The sequence below is a fragment of the Methanolobus sp. genome (assembly GCF_030682845.1).
Lineage (GTDB): Archaea > Halobacteriota > Methanosarcinia > Methanosarcinales > Methanosarcinaceae > Methanolobus.
In genome coordinates, this window is sequence record NZ_JAUXNK010000085.1 from 1 (window position 1) to 20,070 (window position 20,070).

Below are 20,070 nucleotides of genomic sequence, written 5' to 3' on the forward strand. Positions count from 1 at the left end.
CACCAGCGAACTGGCAGCCAGGAGAAGACGTCATAATCCCGCCACCAGGATCATGCGGCGTTGCAAAAGAAAGAGTCGAGTCCAGGGATGCAAACACATACTGCCTCGACTGGTTCATGTGCTTTAAGAAACAATCATAAATAGTTTACTAGTCTAGTCGATAAAGGTGACATAAAAATGGGAACAAAAGGAATCCAGATACTTGAGACTCTCGGGGTAGATGTCAAGGATCTGATCGAATCACTGAACAAGGCACTGGCAGACGAGTGGCTTGCATATTATCAGTACTGGGTAGGGGCCAAGGTGATCAAGGGCCCTATGAAGGAAGAGGCGGCAGCCGAACTTATCCAGCATGCTGCTGACGAGCTCAGGCACGCAGATATGGTGGCATCAAGGATCATACAACTTGGAGGAACTCCCATACTCTCACCGGAAGAATGGTTAAAGGTAAGCAACTGCGGATATGATGCTCCAATTGATCCTTTTGTAAAGAGGGTCCTTGAACAGAACATCAAAGGCGAGCAGTGCGCGATCCAGACGTATAACACTATATTGAACAAAGTCAAGGATAAGGACCCTGTGACCTATAATATGGTGCTGCAGATAATGACCGATGAGATCGAGCACGAGGATGACCTACAGGCAGTTCTCGAAGACATCGAACTTCTACAACATAAATAAAATAAGCCGGGGTGGGCTTATCCAGACATCCCCGTCCACAGGCCTTATCTGTGAAAGGGGATGCATACTTCTTTTTTCAGTGATTTTTACTTAAGATGAGATGATATCTCCTTACTGGAAAGCTTTGTTTGCGATAAGTATATTTAGCAGAATGATTTTTACATTTAAAAGTTGAAAGCCCGCACAAAACAAAAACTTCTTTGCGGCGTTTTCCGATTGAACAACGTTCTAGAATTCATTCATCTCATGAGGACTTTGGAGACAATATGCATCTCATCATAGCAGAGAAACATATAGCGGCAAAAAGGATAGCAAGCATCCTTGCCCAGGACAAATTAAAACAGGTGAGGGTCAGCGGGGTCGACACCTATGAGTATGGCACCGGTGAGGACAGGAAGGTGTTCATCGGGCTGAGCGGACATATTGTAAAGCTGGACTTCCCCAAGGCCTACAATAACTGGCAGAAGGTTGAGGCAAAAGAACTGATAGATGCTCAGGTCATAACAACTTCCACGCAGGTAAAGATAGTATCTGCACTCAAAAAACTGGGTAAGGAAGCTACAAAAGCTACTATAGCCACTGACTACGACAGGGAGGGAGAACTTATCGGCGTCGAAGCGGTGGACATATTAAAGAGTGTCAATCCCAACATAGAGTTTGACAGGGTCCACTACAGTGCCATCACACCTAAGGAGATACACGATACCTTCGAGAATCCTGCCAAGATAGATTTCAGCCTTGCTGATGCCGGACATTCGAGACAGGTCATAGACCTTGTGTGGGGTGCTTCCCTTACGCGCTATATCTCCCTGGCTGCCGGAAGACTGGGAAACATGTTCCTTTCTGTGGGCAGAGTGCAGTCACCTACGCTTGCCCTTATAGTGGAGCGGGAAAAAGAAAGGGATGCTTTTGTGGCCAGGAAATACTGGGAGCTTTCTGCGAGCCTGCAAACAGAAAAGGGAGAAGTCTTCCTGGCTGAGCACAGGACCAGCCGGTTCTGGGAAAAGGAAGCTGTTGACAGTGCCCTCAGTGCACTTAAAGATACCGCAGTGGTCTCAAGCATAACTACTTCCACCAAGACCGACAAGCAGCCCACGCCTTTCAACACCACGGAGTTCATCAGTGCAGCCAGTACTATGGGCTATACTGCCTCAAGTGCAATGAACATCGCAGAATCACTTTACATGAACGGTTTCATCTCATATCCCAGGACTGACAACACCGTCTACCCTGAGACTATTGACCTTCGCGCGCAGATAGAGATCTTCACCAAAGGCCCATTCAAGGAATACGCTGAAAAGCTCCTTGCAATGAAAGAACTCGTGCCCACAAGAGGCAAGAAGGAAACAACGGATCACCCGCCTATCTATCCTGCCTCCCTTGCAAAGAAGTCCGAACTAAGCGAGCAGGAGTGGAAACTATATGAACTGGTGGTCAGGCGTTTCTTTGCAACATTTGCAGAACCTGCAGAGTGGGAGACCATCAAGGCGCGGTTCGACATTACCGGGGAGGAGTTCAAGGCAAACGGAGCCAGGCTCGTTAAACCCGGATGGCGATGGTACTATCCATACAATGCACCAGAGGACAGGCTGCTGCCCGCCCTGGCAGAAGGCGATGAGCTGGAAGTCCTTAGCAAGGATGTAGCAGAAAAGGAAACGCAACCACCTGGCAGATACGGCCAGGGCAGGCTTATCAAGCTCATGGAAGAGCTTGGACTTGGCACAAAGGCAACACGCCATGAGATCATAAGCAAGTTATACTCGAGGGCATATATCCACGGCAATCCGCTCCAGCCCACAAAGACCGCCTTTGCTGTAGTCGAGTCACTTGAGAAGTTCGCTCCCACCATATCTAAACCCGACATGACAAGTAAACTGGAAGAAGATATGGACAGGATAGCGGAAGGGAACATTCCGGAAGATGAAGTGCTCAAGGAATCAAGGGAGATGCTGTTCTCGGTCTTCCGGGACCTCGAGGAGAACAGGGACAATATCAGTGAATCCTTGCGTGCGGGCCTCAGAGAGGATAAGATAATAGGGGTTTGTCCTGAATGCAGTTCCAAACTCATGGTCATGCGCTCAAAGAAAGGAGGGCGATTCATCGGGTGCGAAGGGTACCCGGAGTGCAATTTCTCACTGCCTCTGCCTCGGGGGGGGAAAGTGATAGTTACAGATAAGACCTGCGACCAGCATGGCCTCTACAACATAACCATTATCAATTCAGGGAAGAGGCCATGGAACCTTGGATGCCCGCAGTGCAACTTCCTTGAATGGAAAAAGGTTCAGGACGAAGAGAAGAAGAATAACAACGGTAAGATAAAACCTAAGAAGATAACCGACATAACAGGTATAGGCAAGGTTACCGCTGAGAAGCTTACAGAGGCGGGAATATCCGATGTCAAGGACCTGGTCAGCATGGATCCGCTGGAGCTTTCAAAAACCACCAATATCCCGGTGAAGAAGATCAGGAGCTGGCAGGATGCCATTGCCTGAGATGTAGGTGATAGGATTGGAACTGGAATTCAAAGGAGCATGCCGAGAAGTCGGGCGTTCGGCCATTCTGGTCGATGGCAGGATAATGATGGACTATGGCTTAAAGCCAGGTGAGGTCACCCAGTACCCGGTGAATGGTGCGCGACCGGAGGTTGTGATGGTATCGCATGCACACCTTGACCACTCCGGTGCCGTGCCAAATCTGATGGACATTGCGCCCGATGTATTCATGACACCCATGACATTCGACCTTGCAAGCATGCTCGCCAGGGATACTCTGAAGATTGCAGAAAGAAGCAGGGAAATAGCGGCATACGATAGCACAGACCTTTCAAGGTTCGTCGAAAACACTCATCGGGTAGAAACCGGCCTGGAGTTTCACACTCATGGCTACAAGGCACAGTTCTATGACGCCGGGCACATACCGGGTGCTGCAGCCATCCGCCTTGAAGACAAGAAAGAGAAGAGCATCTACTATACAGGAGATATAAACACAATCGACACAAGGCTTGTATCCGGGGCTACGGAATTCCCGGATTCTGATGCGCTTATAATAGAGAGCACATATTTCGGGAACGACCACCCTCCCAGGAAAGAGATCGAGAGGGCATTTATAGACTCGCTCATGGATACGCTCAATGTGGGAGGTAATGTGATAGTTCCCGCCTTTGCTATCGGAAGGACGCAGGAGATATTAATGCTTCTGGATGCACACGGCATCAAAGCCTATGTTGACGGGCTTGGTGTTTCCGCCTACAAGATAATGATCAAGCATCCGGATACCCTGCGCAACCCCACGCACCTCAGGAGAGCTTTTTCAAATGCTATCATTGTAGACGGACCTAAAAGGGATAAAGTGCCTCTTGAATCAACTGTCATAGTAACGACTGCAGGGATGCTGAGTGGCGGGCCTGTACTGTATTACCTTAAGAAACTATATAAAGACCCCAAGTCAAAGATCCTTCTGACAGGTTATCAGGTAGAGGGCACAAACGGCAGGATGGCCCTGGACAACGGCATGATCGAGAATGACGGAGTTATCCAGCAACTGGGGATAAAGGTTGAGCAATATGACTTCTCGGCGCACTGCGGTGATAAAGAGCTCAAGGGAATTGTGAAAGATTTCTGCGACAGGGGCACAGAGCATGTGTTCACCATGCACGGAGAAGATACCGAAGGTTTTGCAGAATGGATAAGGAACGAAACAGGCATAGATGCGCAGGCTCCTCAGCTGGGCGACCACTTCACTTTCTGATGAACTGGGAGTGTGCCTTGACAGCAAGGCCATTCTTCATTTTAGTCTCTTCCATTGCAATCCTCATATTCTCTATGGCATCTGCATGTTCAGGATCTATTGAAAGGACTTTTGAAAAACATTCGGCTGCATTCTCATAAAGGCCAAGATCAAGATATGCCAGTCCTTTTTTATTCCACACGATGGCAAATTTGCAATCAAGCTCGATATCCTTATGAACTTTGCTGTAGCAGTCAATGGCCTCCCTGTGCCTGCCAGTATACGCAAGGACATCACCTTTGTTGATCCAGGCGTTATCGTTGCGCGAGTCAAGCGCCAGTATCCTGCTATAACAGCTGATGGACTCTTCGAATCTCCGGAGATTGAAAAGGGCAACTCCCATATTATACCATACGTCAGTGTCACTCTTATTGGACTTCAGGGACCTCTCAAAACATTCCAGCGATTCCTCATACATTCCCATGAAAGTGTAGGCAATGCCTTTATTATTCCATATAAGAGCAAGAGCTTCATCACTCCAGAGAACAGGATCCCTTGTTTCGCATTCGAGTATGAGGTCAAAATACTCTATTTTTTCTTCCGGCTCCTCTGCATCAAAAGCCAGCTTGAACCATTCTTCAGGTGTATCGTTCTCCATCCCGCCAACCAGCTCCGAGATAAGATAAGAAGATAATAAATATGCAAATATCAGTATATTACTACCATTCCAATTTTGTTAATGCATATCAACATTATTAACTTATCGAATCTTTTCGGCAGCTTAATGTAGATTTGTTGAATAGTTGAGTAGACGATATGCGATACCGGGTAAAAACAACATCTTACGCATCATCATTTTTTCCCGGTGCAGGAAAATAATTAAAGTGCCCTTAAGACTTCCTCATATCATCCACATGCATGACCTGATCAGCATCAATACCAACGAGACACATCCCTCTTTTATCCATGGCCCATATCCTGCACTTACTACCAAGATCCTCCGGGATATCCTCGGAAGGCAGACCGTTGATATCAATGAAGCAGGAGCCCTTATAGCAGTCCGGGTTGAGTTCCATGATACTGACAGCCTGCCTGATCAACAAAAGAAGCTCATTTACGTCTTCCCTGTCCCATTGCATTACCCTTGAACATATCACGGGCAGCAGAGCCTTGGCAACACCCGGGTTTGCCAGTATCTTGTTAGAAAGGCACAGGGAAGCATTCTCGTACCTTACCTCATCATCAGGGCCACGGAAACAGTATATGCCCTCATCAACCATCGTTGGCAGATCCAACGGATATTCAGATCCCGAGATAGCTTTTTTAACATCAGCTGCCTCGAGATCATAGACATCAGCTATCATTTTTATTGCCTTCTCTATCAATACACCGGTATCCATTGAACTTCCTCAGTAAGGTACTAAACTAATTACCTTCTAACCCTGCCAGGTCTTCAGGAGTGTTTATGTTTATAAATGTAATTCTCCCTTTGTTAAATTCACCCAGATCCCTGGTTTCAGGGAACATAACATTCTCAAGTTTCAGCACTGGGGACATGGCAAACCTATCCCCCCCCAACAGGGAAAATTCTATTGCATGCAACATCGGGACTCTTTTATAGACAGCATGCAATGGCTCCTTTTTCCCGGAATCACCTACAGGGACCACTGCATCATGGCCTTCTGCCAGTTTGAACAGGCAATCAATGACATCAGCATTGATGTAGGGCATATCACAGGCTACAACAAGCACATACTCTCCCGAAGCAGCCCTGAAACCTTCGAGCATTCCGGCAAGAGGGCCAGCATGCTGAAGTGTGTCCAGCACTGTTTTTCTTCCATGCACATATTCACCGAAATGCCTGAGCTGGGCCTCATCCCTGAAAGAGATTATTACCTCATCGCATACCCGGTCCAGAACCCGCAGGGTATTCTCTATGAAAGTGTTACCATTTAAGAGAAGCAATGCTTTTTCTCTGCCTTCAAGCCTTGTTCCAAGACCACCTGCCAGAAGTAGGGAGGATCGTTTCATGAAAATACCACCCCTATACAAGTCCCCGCCTGCGCTCACTACGGTATTCGTCAAGTATTGACTTGAACTGCTGGTGCTCTTTCTCTTTAAGGCGCTCCTTTGATCGTTCTTCCCACTCGCCTATGGCCTCTTCCAGCCTTGCAGGGTCGACCATTGCAAAGTCATCCACCCTTTGCACTTCCAGGCCTTTGATCACAGGCAGGTTGAAATCATAGAAATATTCAAGGGCGGCGTGCGGCATTTCCTCTGAGGTTATAATTGCACGGATCCCTGATTCCGTGAACATTGATGCGGTGACAGGGCCTCCTCCGCTGGGATTTTCAAGATACACAAGGTCGCCTTTTTTAAGTCCGTACATTTCTTTCGTATGCTGGATGGCTTCCTTTGCAAATGACCTGACAATTTTTACAGGCAGGCCCTCGCCTTTCATCTCTTTCTTATGGATCTGTTTAAGCCGCTTGGTATGGTAACGCTGATTCTTGAGGGATTGGCGGACACTGGCTAGCTCCTTTTTTAGTCGGTCAATTTCATTGTCCCGTATCTGCACCTCTTTTTCCCTGCGAACCTTAAGATAGCCGGAACCTTTGATTTTATTAATGCGATGTTCCAGTGTCTCAATGGACCTCTCTTTCTGCCCGGAATCATATTTAAGCTCGGCCACGTACTCTTTAAGCTGTTTGATCTGCGCATTTTTCTGGCTCAATTCCTCCCTGAGCCTGTTCAACTGCATATCAGCATCCGTCAATTCGGCTTTTTCCGGTTCTGGCCCGGGCTCTTTCTTTACTTTAGGAGATGGCATTACCTTCTCGATGGCATCTTCTATGGAGGCACCATGAATCACATGGAACTTTATCGTATCAATATCAAGATACTTTGGAGCCTTTTTCTCGACCCGGGAAAAGACATTCTTGTAATTCTTATAAGTCGTAAGCGCAGCTGCCAGTGAATCCCTTTCATGGTCATTGGAATAGCCGAGAGGGCGGGCCAGTGCTATCTTATCCTCTGCCCTCATCTCTCCTCCCGGAGTTCCCAGGACAGCATTAAAACTGCGGCGTATCTTCTCAACGGCTGCCGGTGTGGGGAAGACATCCGTTGCAACTACAGCAGGCTTTCCGTATTCAGCTATCAGTTTGACGACCTCATCATGGGATATACCACGGATGCTTCGCAGGAGCAGAAGTTCCCCTTCAAGGGAAAGTATAGCTATGCCCACAGTGGTTCCCGGATCAATTCCCACGATAGTGTGCTTGCGGCCTTTTTTCTTAATTGGCAGGTACTTTATCTTGTCCCGTTCCACGCTCTTTACTGTTACCTGCACATCAGCGGTTGATGAAGGTTTGATGGGAACCTGCTCCCTTTTTGCATTAACCGTGTACTCTGCCCTGACATAGCCGCCAAAACCCTCCGTGGTCTTGAGAGTATAAGTAAAACCGGTATCCCGAGAGAATCTGCGCAGTACATTCTCGATTTCCCTGCTCTTCTCTTTCACACCCCCATGAACTTTCCTTCTGTAGCGGTTCTGGCTCCAGCCACCCCTCCCCAGAGAGCGGGCCCTGCTGACCTTTATCTTTGTGACATCTTCAAAAAGAGAGACCTCGCAACCCACACCAAGGCTTGCGAGCGTGGCACATGCTTCGGCTTCCTCAACAGGGTTGAACTGGTTGAAAGATATACCGTGTTCCTGGGCAAGGCGCAGCAGAGGTTTCTGGTGAATGCCTCCTGTGACCTGGACCAGTTTTGTGTTCTCAGGCAGCTTTCCAAGGAACTGCATCAGTTCATTCTTGTCAGCCGCCAGTTCATAGATATTGTCCACCGCAATGTAGTCAGGGCGATCCTTCTGCACCATCCTGAGTATCTTATGCCTGCGCAGCATGGTATGATGCGTGACTTCGCCTTCATTGAGGATCGCAACTGCATACCTTGGCACATCCTGGGCCCGGGAGGAACCCTTTGCGATATCAATACCGTAAATGACCCCATTCTGCATATAATAGAACTTATGTTGGCGATAGCATATAGTTATGACTCTTGGGTCTGCTTTATGTATTGCATGACATCATCCTGGTCCCGGTCGATGTTGTACTTGCGCTTGAAGTATTTAATTACGTTAAAGACATCCCTGCCCAGCAGTTCATCTGCATGTGGATGACTGTTCTCTACGTATTGCGGCCAGTCTATGATCTGCACCCCGCCGTCATATACAAAGATATTATACTCGCTTATATCGGAGTGGATGATACCTTTGCTGTAAGTGACCTTCAACTGATCGATGATCGCGTTCATGAACCATTCCGGCTCTTCGAGCTTTGTGCGATAGAGAAGGGAACCTGGCGCGACTTCCATGACAAGTGCATGACGGTTGTTATCTATCAGTTTTGGCACGGCCACATCCGGATAGAGCTGGCGCATGATGTCGGCTTCCCTTTTTGCTGCAAGCCTGGCAGCATATATCCATGAGAAGTGCTCCTTGTCATCCAGGTGAGAACGCACCCTTTTCACACTCTTGAAACTGGTCCTGCCTTCCCTGTGGAACTTGATGATCACTCCCTGTGGCTCACCTATCCCAAGTTCGGGCTGTTTTATAGCTTCGATAACGACGGATTCCTTCCCAACACCGATCTCATCCCCGATGGCACTCACTGTTCCCCTTTTAACGAATGTGTTGAGGGCGAGAGCATCGTATGCATCATAGTATATCTGGTATCCTTCATAGGGAACATTGGTTGCCACAACCATCTTTTTTCGCATTAACTGCCTTATCCTGTACTCCAGCATCGAGAAAGGGAGGCGCGTGAACTTGATCACTTCATCCATTGGCACCCATTCATAGTGCTTCATCCCAATCTCTATGCCCTGCAGTATGCGCAGGTCCTTGCTGTCCAGTTCCTTAAATACTTTTATGACGTCGTCTATCATTTGGTGTGTAATTGCCGGGATGGTTTAGAATGTTTGTGGTTGGGTCGGCATATAACCAGCCTTCGCCATGTAATATGTCTTAAAGGAAGTCTTTATGGAGTAGACCATAAGCTATGCAAATCTCTCCCACGCCTCTTCCTCAACCCTCCTCATAACTTCCTTCAGCGGGATCCGGGACTTCTCCGCAACCTTGCGGCAGTCCTCGTATTCTGCTGACATGTGCAATATTTCCCCTGTCCGGTCCTGGGCTATCTTAACCGCGACCTCGAATATCTCTCCCCTGATGGATACATCGACCTTCTCTATCCGGCGGTCTGCTACATATCGATGCTTTGTGGGTATCACACGAACACCGAGAGTGCCGGTCTCCTTCATCAGAACCCTGGCTACATGGTCGCTGTCCTGCGGTTTTGTTATGACTTTGATGATATGCCCGGTTCTGCCTTTTTTCATGGTAGTGGGAGTGATTGTGACATCACGTGCGCCGGCTGACAACAATCTGTCAAAGAGGTTTCCCAGCACCTCGCCGGTCACATCGTCCACATTGGTTTCCAGCACTTCAATTATGTCGCGCGACAGAGTGTCACGCAAATCCATGAGCATCGAACGAAGCACATTGGGGTCCTCGGTATCCGCATCCCCGGCACCATAACCGATGGATACAACACGTCCCCGGGGGATATTCTCGACAGGTTTTGAGAAATATGCCAGAAGGGCTGCACCTGTTGGGGTCAGCAGCTCCCGGTTTCCCGAACCATAAAAAAATAGCCCGCTGCTTTTGAGTATTTCCAGGGTCGCAGGCGCAGGAACTGCCATCATTCCATGTGCAGCCTTCAATTTTCCCCCGCCGACATTCACTGCAGTGCACAACACTGCATCTGCAGCAATCTCATGAAAGGCAAAGCATGAGCCTATGACATCCGCAAGAGCGTCATTCTGTCCAACCTCATGGAAGTGCAACTCTTCGAGAGGAAGCCCGTGAATCTTTGACTCGGCTTCCCCCATTATGGCAAACACACCAAGAGCGCTCTGCTCAACCCCGGCAGGAAGTCCTGCGCTTTTAATGACATCAACAAGCTCGTAATAATGCCTGTGGTGGGTCTCGCGGGTGGCATGGACCTTTACATCAACTGCCTCGATGCCGCGTTTGTTGACGCTTCCCACGGATACGGAAACATCCACTGCGGATTCTATGGTTTCCCTGACCTTTTCCCTGTCCGCACCAAGCCCTATAAGGCTTGCAAGTATCATATCCCCGGCAGCGCCTGAGAATGGTTCGAATATAAGCGACCTCATGCTTTCACATCATTGTAATAATTGAATAGGGATATTGCTAGTGGTAATTTATACAGGAAACAGCATTTCCGGAGTTAATCCCTGCTACGTGCCTTTGCAACCGTGTTTGCAATCCTTGCGGCAAAAGAGCCCGCCACAAATCCTGCATCGATATTCACCACAGAGAGAACAGAACATGATTGCAACATAGAGAGCAGGGCAGCTTCACCTTTTGCTCCGGCTCCATAGCCGGTAGAAACGGGAACACCAATGACGGGCACATCCACCAATCCGGAAACCACTGTTGGCAAGGTACCTTCCCGCCCGGCTGCCACAACTATGGCATCCGGCTTGCGGTCCTGCAACTTGATCATCTCGCCAACCAGCCTGTGAAAGCCTGCAACGCCCACATCATATATGGCGATAGTCTCGCATCCCATCTCATGGGCTACCATACGGGCCTCTTCAGCAACATCTATGTCAGCAGTCCCTGCGGTAATGATAGCTACAAGGCCCCCGGTTTTCGGAGAAGGCGTGCCGTCATGGACAACCGCTGCTGTCCTGTGCATACTCCATTCGATATTGCCGGGATGGAACGAGGACTCAAGAGATTCCATGTGCTTTATTCCAAGACGGGTGATAAGCACTCTTCCTGTTGCAGCCACCTGTACCTTTGCTATCTCAACCACATCTTCAGGGTCCTTCCCTTCCGCAAGGATGGCCTCCATGATACCTGTACGATGCCTGCGAAATATATCCACTTTTGCAATATCTGAAACCGGAACATAGCCCATGGAGCGTATATGCCCTTCTGCAACCTCTGTTTCCATCTCATTGTTCTTTATCTTACTAAGTATGTCCTTTAGTTCCATTTGATGCTCCCTGTTCTTTTTGCACGATCACGATAGAAAAGTATAATATGGATGAAATTCTGTTCCCATTATGGAAGGACCCCTTGGAAAAATATATAGTTTGCCGATTGCACTCCTGCTTATAATTGGCGCCTTACTGAGTGCATTTTTGTTCTACAGCATGATGAAATCTGCAGAATCTGGCAGCCTGATAATGGTAATTCTGCTCGCGATTGCAATCTCTATAGTTGCACTGGTGATTGGACAGGCCATTAAGTTCCAGCAGTTCAAAAAGCTTTAAAGCAACTTACTTCATTCTGCTCCTGGCTTCTTCGACTTCATCGATGATTCCCGGGTACTCCCTGAACATGTACAGGATATCCATTGCAGCCACCAGGTCAACAACACCTATGGCAGCTATCACATCACCTTCATGTGCCCTTATAGGAACCACGACTACGGATTTTCCCTTATAGGTCCCTTCGGAAGGGACCGTCCTGATAAGAGTATTGGTCCGGAGGACTTCTTCAAGGACCGGACCAGTGTAGTCTTTCTCAAGGACCACGCCTCTTTCCATGCGGATGCCCTTGTAATTCTTACTGCGGATGGTGACAGGTATCCCCAGCAGGGCATGTACCACCTGAGCTACAGGCTGCAGATCATCGGCAGTAGAGTCCGCGCATATCCTGAGACAATACTGATCATTCTCGTTGTTACAAACCATCTTGAACATCCCATATTATGATTTTAGAGCCATAAAGATATCTTATCGCATCAGTTTAAGATCTGTTACATATTCCTGCGCTGAGATCGCTGCCACGGCTCCGTCAGCAACTGCCGTAACAACCTGCCAGAGAGGACTCACACGGCAATCACCAGCTGCGTAGATACCTTTTACAGATGTCTCCATTCTTTCATTTGTTACTATGAAGCCTTTTTCATTCTTATTGAGTTCAACTATTCCCGTATTAGGGTTGATGCCAACATATATGAAGACGCCTTCTACATTCTTTTCGGTCCTCTCCTGAGTCTTCACGTTTCTCATCATGATCTTCTCAACAGCATCCTCACCTGCGATCTCTTCAACGACCGTATCCCAGATGAATTCTATATTCTCTTTCATAAAAGCCCTTTGCTGCAGTACTTTACAGGCCCTCAGGCTGTCCCTCCTGTGAACAACATAGACCTTGCTTGCGATACCGGAAAGTATTAGGGCATCAGTAACAGCCGATTCACCCCCGCCTATAACGAGAACTTCCTGATCTTCAAAGAAAGCAGCATCGCAGGTAGCGCAATAGGAAACACCTTTGCCCAGAAGCTCTTTCTCTCCCGGGACACCGAGTAGTTGCGGGTTTGCACCTGTAGCTATGATGACTGCAAGAGCATGAAGTTCCCCCTCGTGGGTGAAAACTATCTTTTTACCTGCCGCATCCTCTACCTTCCTGACATCGGCTTTCTTTATAGTGATCCCGTTAGCCAGTGCATGCTCCCTGAAGCGGGCCATAAGCTCCTTGCCGGAAGTTGAAACAAAACCAGGGTAGTTCTCGATCACATTTGTCACCGAGATCTGACCCGGGACTGCGGATTGCTCAAGCACCAGTGTTTCCAGACCGTACCTTGCTGCGTATATTCCTGCAGCCAGTCCTGCAGGTCCTGCACCTACAATGATCAGGTCATACATGATCATAGCCATCAGACTATTATGACATTGCTTGCTTTTTCTCTGTCCGGGACCCCTACGAACACCACTTTGTCATCGATTATAGTCGTAGGGATAGAACGTATCTTGAACTTTTTTGCAAGTTCTTTACCCTCAGGCGTGTCAAGCTCAACTTCCTCATACTCAAAGTCATATTTATCCTTCAGTTCCCGCCAGAGTTCCTTTGCACTCGGGCAGAAATGACACCATTCTGAATGAACAAGGGTTACCTTTACCAAAATATACCACTCCTGTCATGATTTGTTAGTAATCTTTCATTTATTCTATTATCTGAAAAGTATATCTAATTATTGACCCTTAATGCACCTTCTAATATTGGCTCCAAATTGACATCTATACTCGGTCCACATTTTTTGATTATATATTTTGTATATAACAGTACATTGAACCCAAAATAAAGAGAATATAAAGTAAAAAATAAATACAAAGATTAATGTTATATCATTCACTTATTCTAAAAAAACAGGAGATACCAAATGCCACGCTATACAATGGAAGAATTCGTAAAGACAACCGGCCAGAAGGACCTTGGAGAAGGAAAGTTCGAACTGGAGCGCGACAGACTGCTTGAGGTCAACCTTGATGGCAGAGTTTGGATAAAAAGAGGCGCCATGGTTGCATACCTGGGTAATGTAAAGTTCACGCGCGAAGGAGTGCTTGAACATGGACTTGGGAAGTTTGTAAAAAAAGCCTTTACCGGAGAAGGAGTATCCCTTACAAAAGCCGAAGGCACAGGTAAAGTGTATCTGGCCGATACCGGAAAGAAGATATCCATCATCAATCTGAATAACGAGTCCATCTTTGTCAACGGCAATGACCTGCTTGCCTTTGAGGAGAGTGTCAGCTGGGATATCAAGCTTATGAAGAGAATGGCAAGCATGATGTCAGGGGGCCTTTTTAATGTCAAGCTGGAAGGAACGGGCATGGTGGCAATAACTACGCACTATGACCCCCTTACACTCAGGGTTACCAGTGACCAGCCGGTATATACCGACCCAAATGCTACAGTTGCCTGGTCAGGAAACCTTGTCCCTGAGCTCAAGACCGACATATCCCTCAAGACATTCGTCGGAAGGTCCAGCGGCGAGAGCGTACAAATGGCTTTCAGAGGAGAAGGATTTGTTGTAGTGCAGCCCTTTGAAGAGGTCATGTACGTCACGACAACAGCCTGAGACAGAGAACATACTTCTGCAGGGGATATCACTGCAACTCTTTGAGATTCTCTGCGATTCATCCTTTTGTGATGCAGTCATAATTCACATTGACCCTTGTCATCGGAGGGACATCACCCCACAAGCCCACATATTCTCCCTGTATCAGTATCGCGCCTTTTATCCCGGGCGTACCACTTACAACATTAAAGGAAGCTTCGACAGCATCCCTCCCTACACCTGTCGCATTTCCCAGAGCTGTAGCTGCGGAGTCAGCCAGCGCAACATCATCGGAAAAAACAACAGCTGCATCAGCCATCCCGAAGCTGATGGAAGGACCTACGGTGCCTGATGAGGTACAGATGCCTGTGATAGTATCTCTTTCCTCCATTGTGAAACCAAGATTCTTCAGAGGAGAGTTGCCTGCGTAGATACCCACCACAACAGGGCGGTCATTGATGATGGCAATATCCCCGCCATTATCCACAATGGCAAAACTGGCTCCGGCCCCGACCATTACCTCGACGGCAAAAGCAGAGATCGTGCCCGCCACAGCACTCATCGGACCGATATCCATGATTTTTGCCGCCTCTGTCATCCGTTTTACGATCTCAGGGGCCTCACCTTTTATAGCATAGGGCTCCAGGCTCGTTCTGAAAAAGGGGTCAAAGGAAATGTATCTTTCAAGCTCCATTCTCTGGCGGACTATCTCATCTTTGGCTGCTTCTATGTGTGAGCGCTCATCCGCCTGGATGGTCACTATGGTTTCCTTCAACCTGTAATATTCTTTCATGCGGGAAGAATTGTGGCTTCAGGCCTGTATCACTTGTTATTCAGCAAAGTAAGGGCCCTGTGAGGACACATTTCAACACATGTGCCGCACTGGATGCATTTTGCCTGGTCGACCTTAAGGCTGTAATCCTCATCGAGTGAGAATACCCTGGTAGGGCATACAGACATGCACGCACTGCATTCGACACATTCATCCTCGTTCCATTCGATAGGAGCGTCAAGCTTTGTGACACGTGCACCCCTAGAGGTTAATGCCTGATACATCTTGTCGTAATGCTCTTCCAATACATCAGCAACAACCTCCCCATGGGAACGGTCAAAATGAGCCTGTGAGACGTTCAGAAGGACCCCCGTCTCGAGAATGGATTCCGCGATTATGGGTCTTACGACCGTTTCGCTGGAAATGTTGATCTTTATCTTCATCTCAGTGCCTCCTTGCAAATAATTTACTTATGTCATCACTTGTGATGATTCCGACAACCTGACTCATGCTGTTTATCACAGGAAGTGCGGACACTCCATGCTGATCAAGACGCCTGGCGACAACAGCAACCTGTTCATCTGCCTGGGCAGTGACCACTTTACGTGTCATGATGTCCTCCACAAGATCAAACTTATCCAGGGAGACCGCTTTTGAAATATCCCAGGCTGTCACTATGCCGGCCAGAGTATCATCCTTATTGACCACAGGCAGGTGGTTGAAAGCCGTCTCCATTATGATCTTTGCTGCTTTGTAGACACTTGCGTCCTTATCTATGGTCACTACAGTTGCAGACATGATATCAGACACAAAAGAAACTCCTTCTGTCTCTTTCATCGGATGTGAAGAGGTGTTTTCAGGCAGTCTCTCAACAGGCATACTGACAAAGAAGTCGCCCCGGGAGATCCAATCCTTAAGTTCAGAAGCTATTATCCGGGCCCTCTTAAAGCTTGAGAGTGATGAAGTTGCGACGTCCCTGCCTTCAATTTCCACATTACCGGAACGCAATTCCTCGTATGTGACTTTGCGCAAAGCCGGGCGGTCACGGCTGGGAATAGAGTAATCAAGTATATTGGTTGTGATATCAGCATCCTTTACAGCAGTAGCCTGCGCAATCCTTTCGTCAAGCACCGGTATGGGTATGCCCATCCCCACATAAAGGGAAGTGCCATATCCCGTGAAATTAGCAGCTCTTATGTATTCAGGGTCCATCTTCTTGAGATCGCCCTGCACCATTAGAGTACCAAACTTGCCTGCGGAAGCATGCTGAGTACCCTGCCCTACAACATATCCCTGAGCGCCACCCAGGAAGATGCGCGTACCTGTACCGATGGTCAGATAATCAGGATCATTGGACAGAGGGGACAGGACACCTGCACCTGAATATGTGACATTGCCAAACCTTGGCAGCAGGGAGCCCATATAAGTATGGATAGTCTGTTTGGAACTATTTGTCGCTGCATTGTACTTCTGGTATGCATTACGGGGGTTGATCATTATTGCCTGGTTCATGTCCTCAAGAGTAAGGGAAGTATCAAGGACTTTACGAGGATAACAATCAGTTCCGTGGGATATCGCATGCACATCTACGGACTTGCCACGCAGCAGGTCCTCTATGACATGTGCGCCGCCATAGTCCATGCCCATTGATTCAGAGAGCTGCGTGGCACCCATGTATGCATCCACGGCTGCTACGCCCGTATATGCCTCAACGTCATTCATCCAGACCTTCTGCATCTTGATAGGAGGCTCAGAGTGGCCTAAATTGAACCAGACACCTGAAGAGCACATTGCCCCGAAGGTACCTGTGGTAACCACGTCCACTTCACGTGCCGCACCTTCAGGACCGAGTTCCCCTACGATATTTACCATTTCCTCGGCGGTGACAACATTCACACTTCCATCCCTTATCTTAGCGTTTATTTCATGAATTGTTTTTTTGACCATGCGTTATACCTTCAGGATTATAAAAAATTAATAATTTTGTTTACTATAAATTACTTATGGTAATTTCAGCCGGACATTGTTTTCTCTATTTCTCTATTATTACTCAACAGAACCACTTAGAAAACTGATTAGACTATCAGGACAAGTAGATGCCAAGTTAATCCTTAAAAAAAAAGATGCGCAAAAAAGGAAGAATACAGAAAAGAAGCCACCTACAGCATCAATCTATCCGGACTGGCCTCTGTTTCCCGAACTCTTTTTTATTCAATACTACTTCAAGCACTCCGTTCCTGTAAGTGGCTTTTGCGCTGTCAGGATCCACACCTGTCGGGAGCTCGATATCCTCAGTGTACTTCTGCTCTTTACCGGCTGCTTTAAGCTGCATGGAGTTCTCTGTTGCAAGAAGTTCTATCTCTTCTTTCTCTATCCCGGGCAGTTCTGCAGTAACATATAAGTTATCATCGATCTCACATACATCTATCAGTGGTTTCCTTTCATCCACACGGATCTGCTGCCTTCCAAAGCGGCCCTCATCAGGTGAAGGTACATTACCGAACTCATTTATCTCAGGTTCTTCACCCGGACGCTGCGAGATAGAAAAACCATAGACAAAAGGCTGTTTTGAAAGATCATCCATGTCTACACCGAACCTTTCCATCATATGCTCTATGATATCTTCAATATCACTGAAGTCCTCATCATCCAGGATATCTTCAAAAAAACTTCGCCTCTTTCTTTTATCTGACATTGATAAACACCACTTTGATATTCGGAATGGTCTACAATAGACAATACACTCTAAATAGGTATGCATTCTTAACTATTTTGCTTTGATTGGCAGACAATCAATGCAAATGCCATAATATATAACTGTTTAAGCAAGCTGTTAGTATAATGACATTGGGTTCCATGAACTCCACGGCCGGTCAAAAAGCACTATTTCCCCTGTATACAGTTACGTTCATCGGGACCCTGGGTTTTGGCATTATCCTCACATTCCTTGTTTTTCTCGTGACAGACTATGGAGGTAATGCGCTTGTATATGGCCTGCTTGCCTCTACATATCCCGTATTCCAGCTTATCGGGGCTCCGGTACTTGGCCAGTGGTCTGACATCTACGGAAGGAAGAAGGTTTTGCTTCTTAGCCAGTTAGGAACGGTGGCTGCATGGATCATATTCCTTATAGCACTCTTTATCCCGGTCACTCCGTTGATACAGATCGAATCAAATCTCCTTGGTTCGTTCGTAATAACCCTTCCTTTAGCTGTTATCTTTTTTGCAAGGGCACTAGATGGTCTTACAGGAGGTAATGTATCTGTTGCCAATGCTTATCTGGCAGACCTGACATCCGAGGAAGACAGGAACAAGAACTACGGACAGATGTCAGTGGCATCTAATCTTGGATATGTCATCGGCCCTGCACTTGCAGGTATTCTGGGAACAACGGTCTACGGAGAAACCCTCCCGGTCTTAGCAGCTTTGGTGATATCCGTATTAGGAGCCCTGATCATTATAGTATACCTCCCGAATCCTCCTGCTTGTATCATTGAAGAATACCCTGCTTCCAAGAGCATTGCAAAAGTACTTGGCCAGGAACACAAGGAATGTTACACACCAGAAGCAGGAAAAAAGATCGCCTTTAAGGAAGTGTTCAGGCTCGAGAATGTTCCTTTCATGATACTGGTTTACTTTTTGATTTTCCTGGGATTCAACATATACTATACTGCATTCCCCATCTTTGCTGCTGTTGCTCTGGAATGGAGCCCGGCAGAACTTGGAATATACTTTTCAATAATAAGCGCCCTTATGGCTTTTGTCCAGGGGCCCGTACTTGCCAGACTTTCAACCAGGTACACAGAACCAATACTGATCGTTACCGGAGGTTTTATCCTTGGCATACAGTTCCTTCTGATAATACCCGGTAACATGTATCTGATATATCTTGCAGCATTTTTCTTTGCATTCGGTAACGGAGTGATGTGGCCCTGCATCCTCTCTCTCCTCTCCAAGTTCGCAGGTAAGGTCTACCAGGGTTCGGTGCAGGGTTTTGCCATGAGCGCCGGCAGCTTCGCAAGCATATTGGGACTTCTTGCAGGCGGATTGCTGTACACGCAATTAAGGACAACTGCATTTCTCATAGCCGCCCTGATAATCTTTTCTGTGGTCATTTTGTCTTTCAGGCTGATTGGAATGGATATGAAAGGAGATAAAGAAGAATAGGTTTTTCATTACAACAACAATGTTAAGAGCAAGAAGAGTAGAAAGGGATATCAGAAAAAGTAATTGTGGAGGCATTTAGATGGTAGATCTGAAGGAATTGTTCATGAAAGAGAATGTAGGAGGTCTTGACCTCATCTTAAGGGCTCTTTTTGGGTCACTTGCGATATCTGCCCTGGCACTTGGCGTTGCAAAGCGCAGTAAATGGAAGTGGATACTGGCACTTATAGGTTTCACCGGCATATTTTCATCCATCACACGCCACTGCACACCTTATGAGCTGCTTGGGATCAATACCGCACGTCCCGGAGAAAGCAATGATAAGGGATTAAGAGGGAGCCATAGGGCACTTGCTGAAGAAGACCAATTACAGTGAACTACCACCCATTAAAATGAGTGGCTTCTTGCTTCATCCAGCTTTCTCGAGTGAAAGGTCTGTCCGCAAGCTCAGACCGCAGTCCCTGCGGCAGTATTGTTTAATGCGATATTCAGGATGTTGATGGCTGCGTTAACATCCCGATCATGTTTTGTATGACACGAAGGACATTCCCAGCTTCTATCGTTTAATGTCAGATCGGTATTCTTGTGTCCACAGATACTACACAATTTGGAACTTGGCACAAACCTACCAATCTGCATTATGGTCTTACCATACCACTCTGCTTTGTATCTTAGTTTCTCGATGAAACTACTCCAGGCAACATCGGATATCGCCTGTGCCAGACAGTGATTCTTGACCATTCCTGAAATGTTCAGATCTTCCAGACAAATTGCTTGGTTCTT

The 20,070-nt window shown here is 47.3% G+C and carries 22 protein-coding genes and 1 pseudogene; 8 read left to right on the forward strand and 15 right to left on the reverse strand.

Annotation, left to right across the window (positions count from 1 at the left end):
- From Q8J68_RS11780 to Q8J68_RS11795, 4 genes and pseudogenes are all read left to right on the forward strand, one after another.
- Nucleotides 1-140: pseudogene (locus Q8J68_RS11780) on the forward strand (peroxiredoxin); the annotation flags it as partial.
- A 37-nt stretch (nt 141-177) separates the two neighbouring features.
- The gene (locus tag Q8J68_RS11785) at nt 178-681 is read left to right on the forward strand and encodes a ferritin-like domain-containing protein (RefSeq protein WP_305311711.1); all 504 of its coding nucleotides are present in this window, start codon (nt 178-180) and stop codon (nt 679-681) included.
- A 266-nt stretch (nt 682-947) separates the two neighbouring features.
- On the forward strand, nt 948-3,173 hold the full coding sequence (locus Q8J68_RS11790; protein ID WP_305311712.1) for a DNA topoisomerase I: 2,226 nt from the start codon (nt 948-950) through the stop codon (nt 3,171-3,173).
- Nucleotides 3,174-3,189: 16 nt separating this feature from the next.
- Nucleotides 3,190-4,428 (forward strand): MBL fold metallo-hydrolase, encoded by a 1,239-nt coding sequence (locus tag Q8J68_RS11795; RefSeq protein WP_305311730.1) that lies wholly within the window; start codon nt 3,190-3,192, stop codon nt 4,426-4,428.
- Here the strand turns inward: Q8J68_RS11795 and Q8J68_RS11800 are convergent.
- The 7 genes from Q8J68_RS11800 to larB all read right to left on the reverse strand — a co-directional run bounded on the left by Q8J68_RS11800 (nt 4,418) and on the right by larB (nt 11,501).
- Entirely contained in the window at nt 4,418-5,065 is a 648-nt protein-coding gene (locus Q8J68_RS11800) for a tetratricopeptide repeat protein (protein WP_305311713.1), read from the reverse strand. The genes Q8J68_RS11795 and Q8J68_RS11800 overlap by 11 nt on opposite strands.
- 232 nt (nt 5,066-5,297) lie before the next feature.
- Nucleotides 5,298-5,807 (reverse strand): hypothetical protein, encoded by a 510-nt coding sequence (locus tag Q8J68_RS11805; protein WP_305311714.1) that lies wholly within the window; start codon nt 5,805-5,807, stop codon nt 5,298-5,300.
- A gap of 25 nt (nt 5,808-5,832) precedes the next feature.
- The gene (locus Q8J68_RS11810) at nt 5,833-6,438 is read right to left on the reverse strand and encodes a molybdenum cofactor guanylyltransferase (RefSeq protein WP_305311715.1); all 606 of its coding nucleotides are present in this window, start codon (nt 6,436-6,438) and stop codon (nt 5,833-5,835) included.
- Between the two features lie 13 nt (nt 6,439-6,451).
- The gene (locus Q8J68_RS11815) at nt 6,452-8,425 is read right to left on the reverse strand and encodes a DUF460 domain-containing protein (protein WP_305311716.1); all 1,974 of its coding nucleotides are present in this window, start codon (nt 8,423-8,425) and stop codon (nt 6,452-6,454) included.
- A 32-nt stretch (nt 8,426-8,457) separates the two neighbouring features.
- Nucleotides 8,458-9,354, reverse strand: coding sequence for an RIO1 family regulatory kinase/ATPase (locus Q8J68_RS11820; protein WP_305311717.1), 897 nt, complete (start codon nt 9,352-9,354; stop codon nt 8,458-8,460).
- A gap of 111 nt (nt 9,355-9,465) precedes the next feature.
- A complete protein-coding gene (gene larC, locus Q8J68_RS11825) occupies nt 9,466-10,650 on the reverse strand; it encodes a nickel pincer cofactor biosynthesis protein LarC (RefSeq protein WP_305311718.1) in 1,185 nt (394 codons plus the stop codon).
- Between the two features lie 74 nt (nt 10,651-10,724).
- Nucleotides 10,725-11,501: a nickel pincer cofactor biosynthesis protein LarB gene (gene larB / locus Q8J68_RS11830; protein ID WP_305311719.1), complete on the reverse strand. Its 777-nt coding sequence runs from the start codon at nt 11,499-11,501 to the stop codon at nt 10,725-10,727.
- A 100-nt stretch (nt 11,502-11,601) separates the two neighbouring features.
- On the opposite strand from larB, the gene Q8J68_RS11835 reads away from it, so the two are divergent.
- The gene (locus Q8J68_RS11835; protein ID WP_305311720.1) at nt 11,602-11,781 is read left to right on the forward strand and encodes a hypothetical protein; all 180 of its coding nucleotides are present in this window, start codon (nt 11,602-11,604) and stop codon (nt 11,779-11,781) included.
- 6 nt (nt 11,782-11,787) lie between these two features.
- Here the strand turns inward: Q8J68_RS11835 and Q8J68_RS11840 are convergent, their stop codons facing one another.
- Genes Q8J68_RS11840 through Q8J68_RS11850 form a run of 3 tightly spaced genes read right to left on the reverse strand, consistent with a single transcriptional unit; the run spans nt 11,788 to nt 13,418 of the window.
- Complete coding sequence (locus Q8J68_RS11840; protein WP_305311721.1) at nt 11,788-12,213, reverse strand: DUF2111 domain-containing protein; 426 nt, start codon at nt 12,211-12,213, stop codon at nt 11,788-11,790.
- A gap of 33 nt (nt 12,214-12,246) precedes the next feature.
- Entirely contained in the window at nt 12,247-13,167 is a 921-nt protein-coding gene (gene trxB, locus Q8J68_RS11845) for a thioredoxin-disulfide reductase (protein ID WP_305311731.1), read from the reverse strand.
- Nucleotides 13,168-13,172: 5 nt separating this feature from the next.
- Nucleotides 13,173-13,418 carry a thioredoxin family protein gene (locus Q8J68_RS11850; protein WP_292465223.1) on the reverse strand — a complete coding sequence of 82 codons (246 nt, stop codon included), beginning with the start codon at nt 13,416-13,418 and terminating at the stop codon, nt 13,173-13,175.
- A gap of 258 nt (nt 13,419-13,676) precedes the next feature.
- Between Q8J68_RS11850 and Q8J68_RS11855 the strand changes: the two genes are divergently transcribed.
- Complete coding sequence (locus Q8J68_RS11855) at nt 13,677-14,372, forward strand: AIM24 family protein (RefSeq protein ID WP_305311722.1); 696 nt, start codon at nt 13,677-13,679, stop codon at nt 14,370-14,372.
- A 58-nt stretch (nt 14,373-14,430) separates the two neighbouring features.
- Here Q8J68_RS11855 and Q8J68_RS11860 read toward each other — a convergent pair whose 3' ends face one another.
- The 4 genes from Q8J68_RS11860 to hsp20 all read right to left on the reverse strand — a co-directional run bounded on the left by Q8J68_RS11860 (nt 14,431) and on the right by hsp20 (nt 17,818).
- Nucleotides 14,431-15,144 (reverse strand): UPF0280 family protein, encoded by a 714-nt coding sequence (locus Q8J68_RS11860; protein WP_305311723.1) that lies wholly within the window; start codon nt 15,142-15,144, stop codon nt 14,431-14,433.
- Between the two features lie 29 nt (nt 15,145-15,173).
- Nucleotides 15,174-15,566 carry a 4Fe-4S binding protein gene (locus Q8J68_RS11865; RefSeq protein ID WP_305311724.1) on the reverse strand — a complete coding sequence of 131 codons (393 nt, stop codon included), beginning with the start codon at nt 15,564-15,566 and terminating at the stop codon, nt 15,174-15,176.
- A 1-nt stretch (nt 15,567) separates the two neighbouring features.
- Nucleotides 15,568-17,070: a homocysteine biosynthesis protein gene (locus Q8J68_RS11870; RefSeq protein ID WP_305311725.1), complete on the reverse strand. Its 1,503-nt coding sequence runs from the start codon at nt 17,068-17,070 to the stop codon at nt 15,568-15,570.
- 220 nt (nt 17,071-17,290) lie between these two features.
- The gene (gene hsp20, locus Q8J68_RS11875) at nt 17,291-17,818 is read right to left on the reverse strand and encodes an archaeal heat shock protein Hsp20 (protein WP_305311726.1); all 528 of its coding nucleotides are present in this window, start codon (nt 17,816-17,818) and stop codon (nt 17,291-17,293) included.
- Nucleotides 17,819-17,964: 146 nt separating this feature from the next.
- On the opposite strand from hsp20, the gene Q8J68_RS11880 reads away from it, so the two are divergent.
- Both Q8J68_RS11880 and Q8J68_RS11885 read left to right on the forward strand, forming a co-directional pair.
- Nucleotides 17,965-19,290, forward strand: a complete 1,326-nt coding sequence (locus Q8J68_RS11880) for an MFS transporter (protein ID WP_305311727.1) — start codon at nt 17,965-17,967, stop codon at nt 19,288-19,290.
- 79 nt (nt 19,291-19,369) lie between these two features.
- Complete coding sequence (locus Q8J68_RS11885; RefSeq protein ID WP_305311728.1) at nt 19,370-19,663, forward strand: DUF2892 domain-containing protein; 294 nt, start codon at nt 19,370-19,372, stop codon at nt 19,661-19,663.
- A gap of 71 nt (nt 19,664-19,734) precedes the next feature.
- On the opposite strand, the gene Q8J68_RS11890 is transcribed toward Q8J68_RS11885, so the two are convergent.
- On the reverse strand, nt 19,735-20,070 hold a 336-nt coding region (locus Q8J68_RS11890), incomplete at its 5' end, for an RNA-guided endonuclease TnpB family protein (protein WP_305311729.1).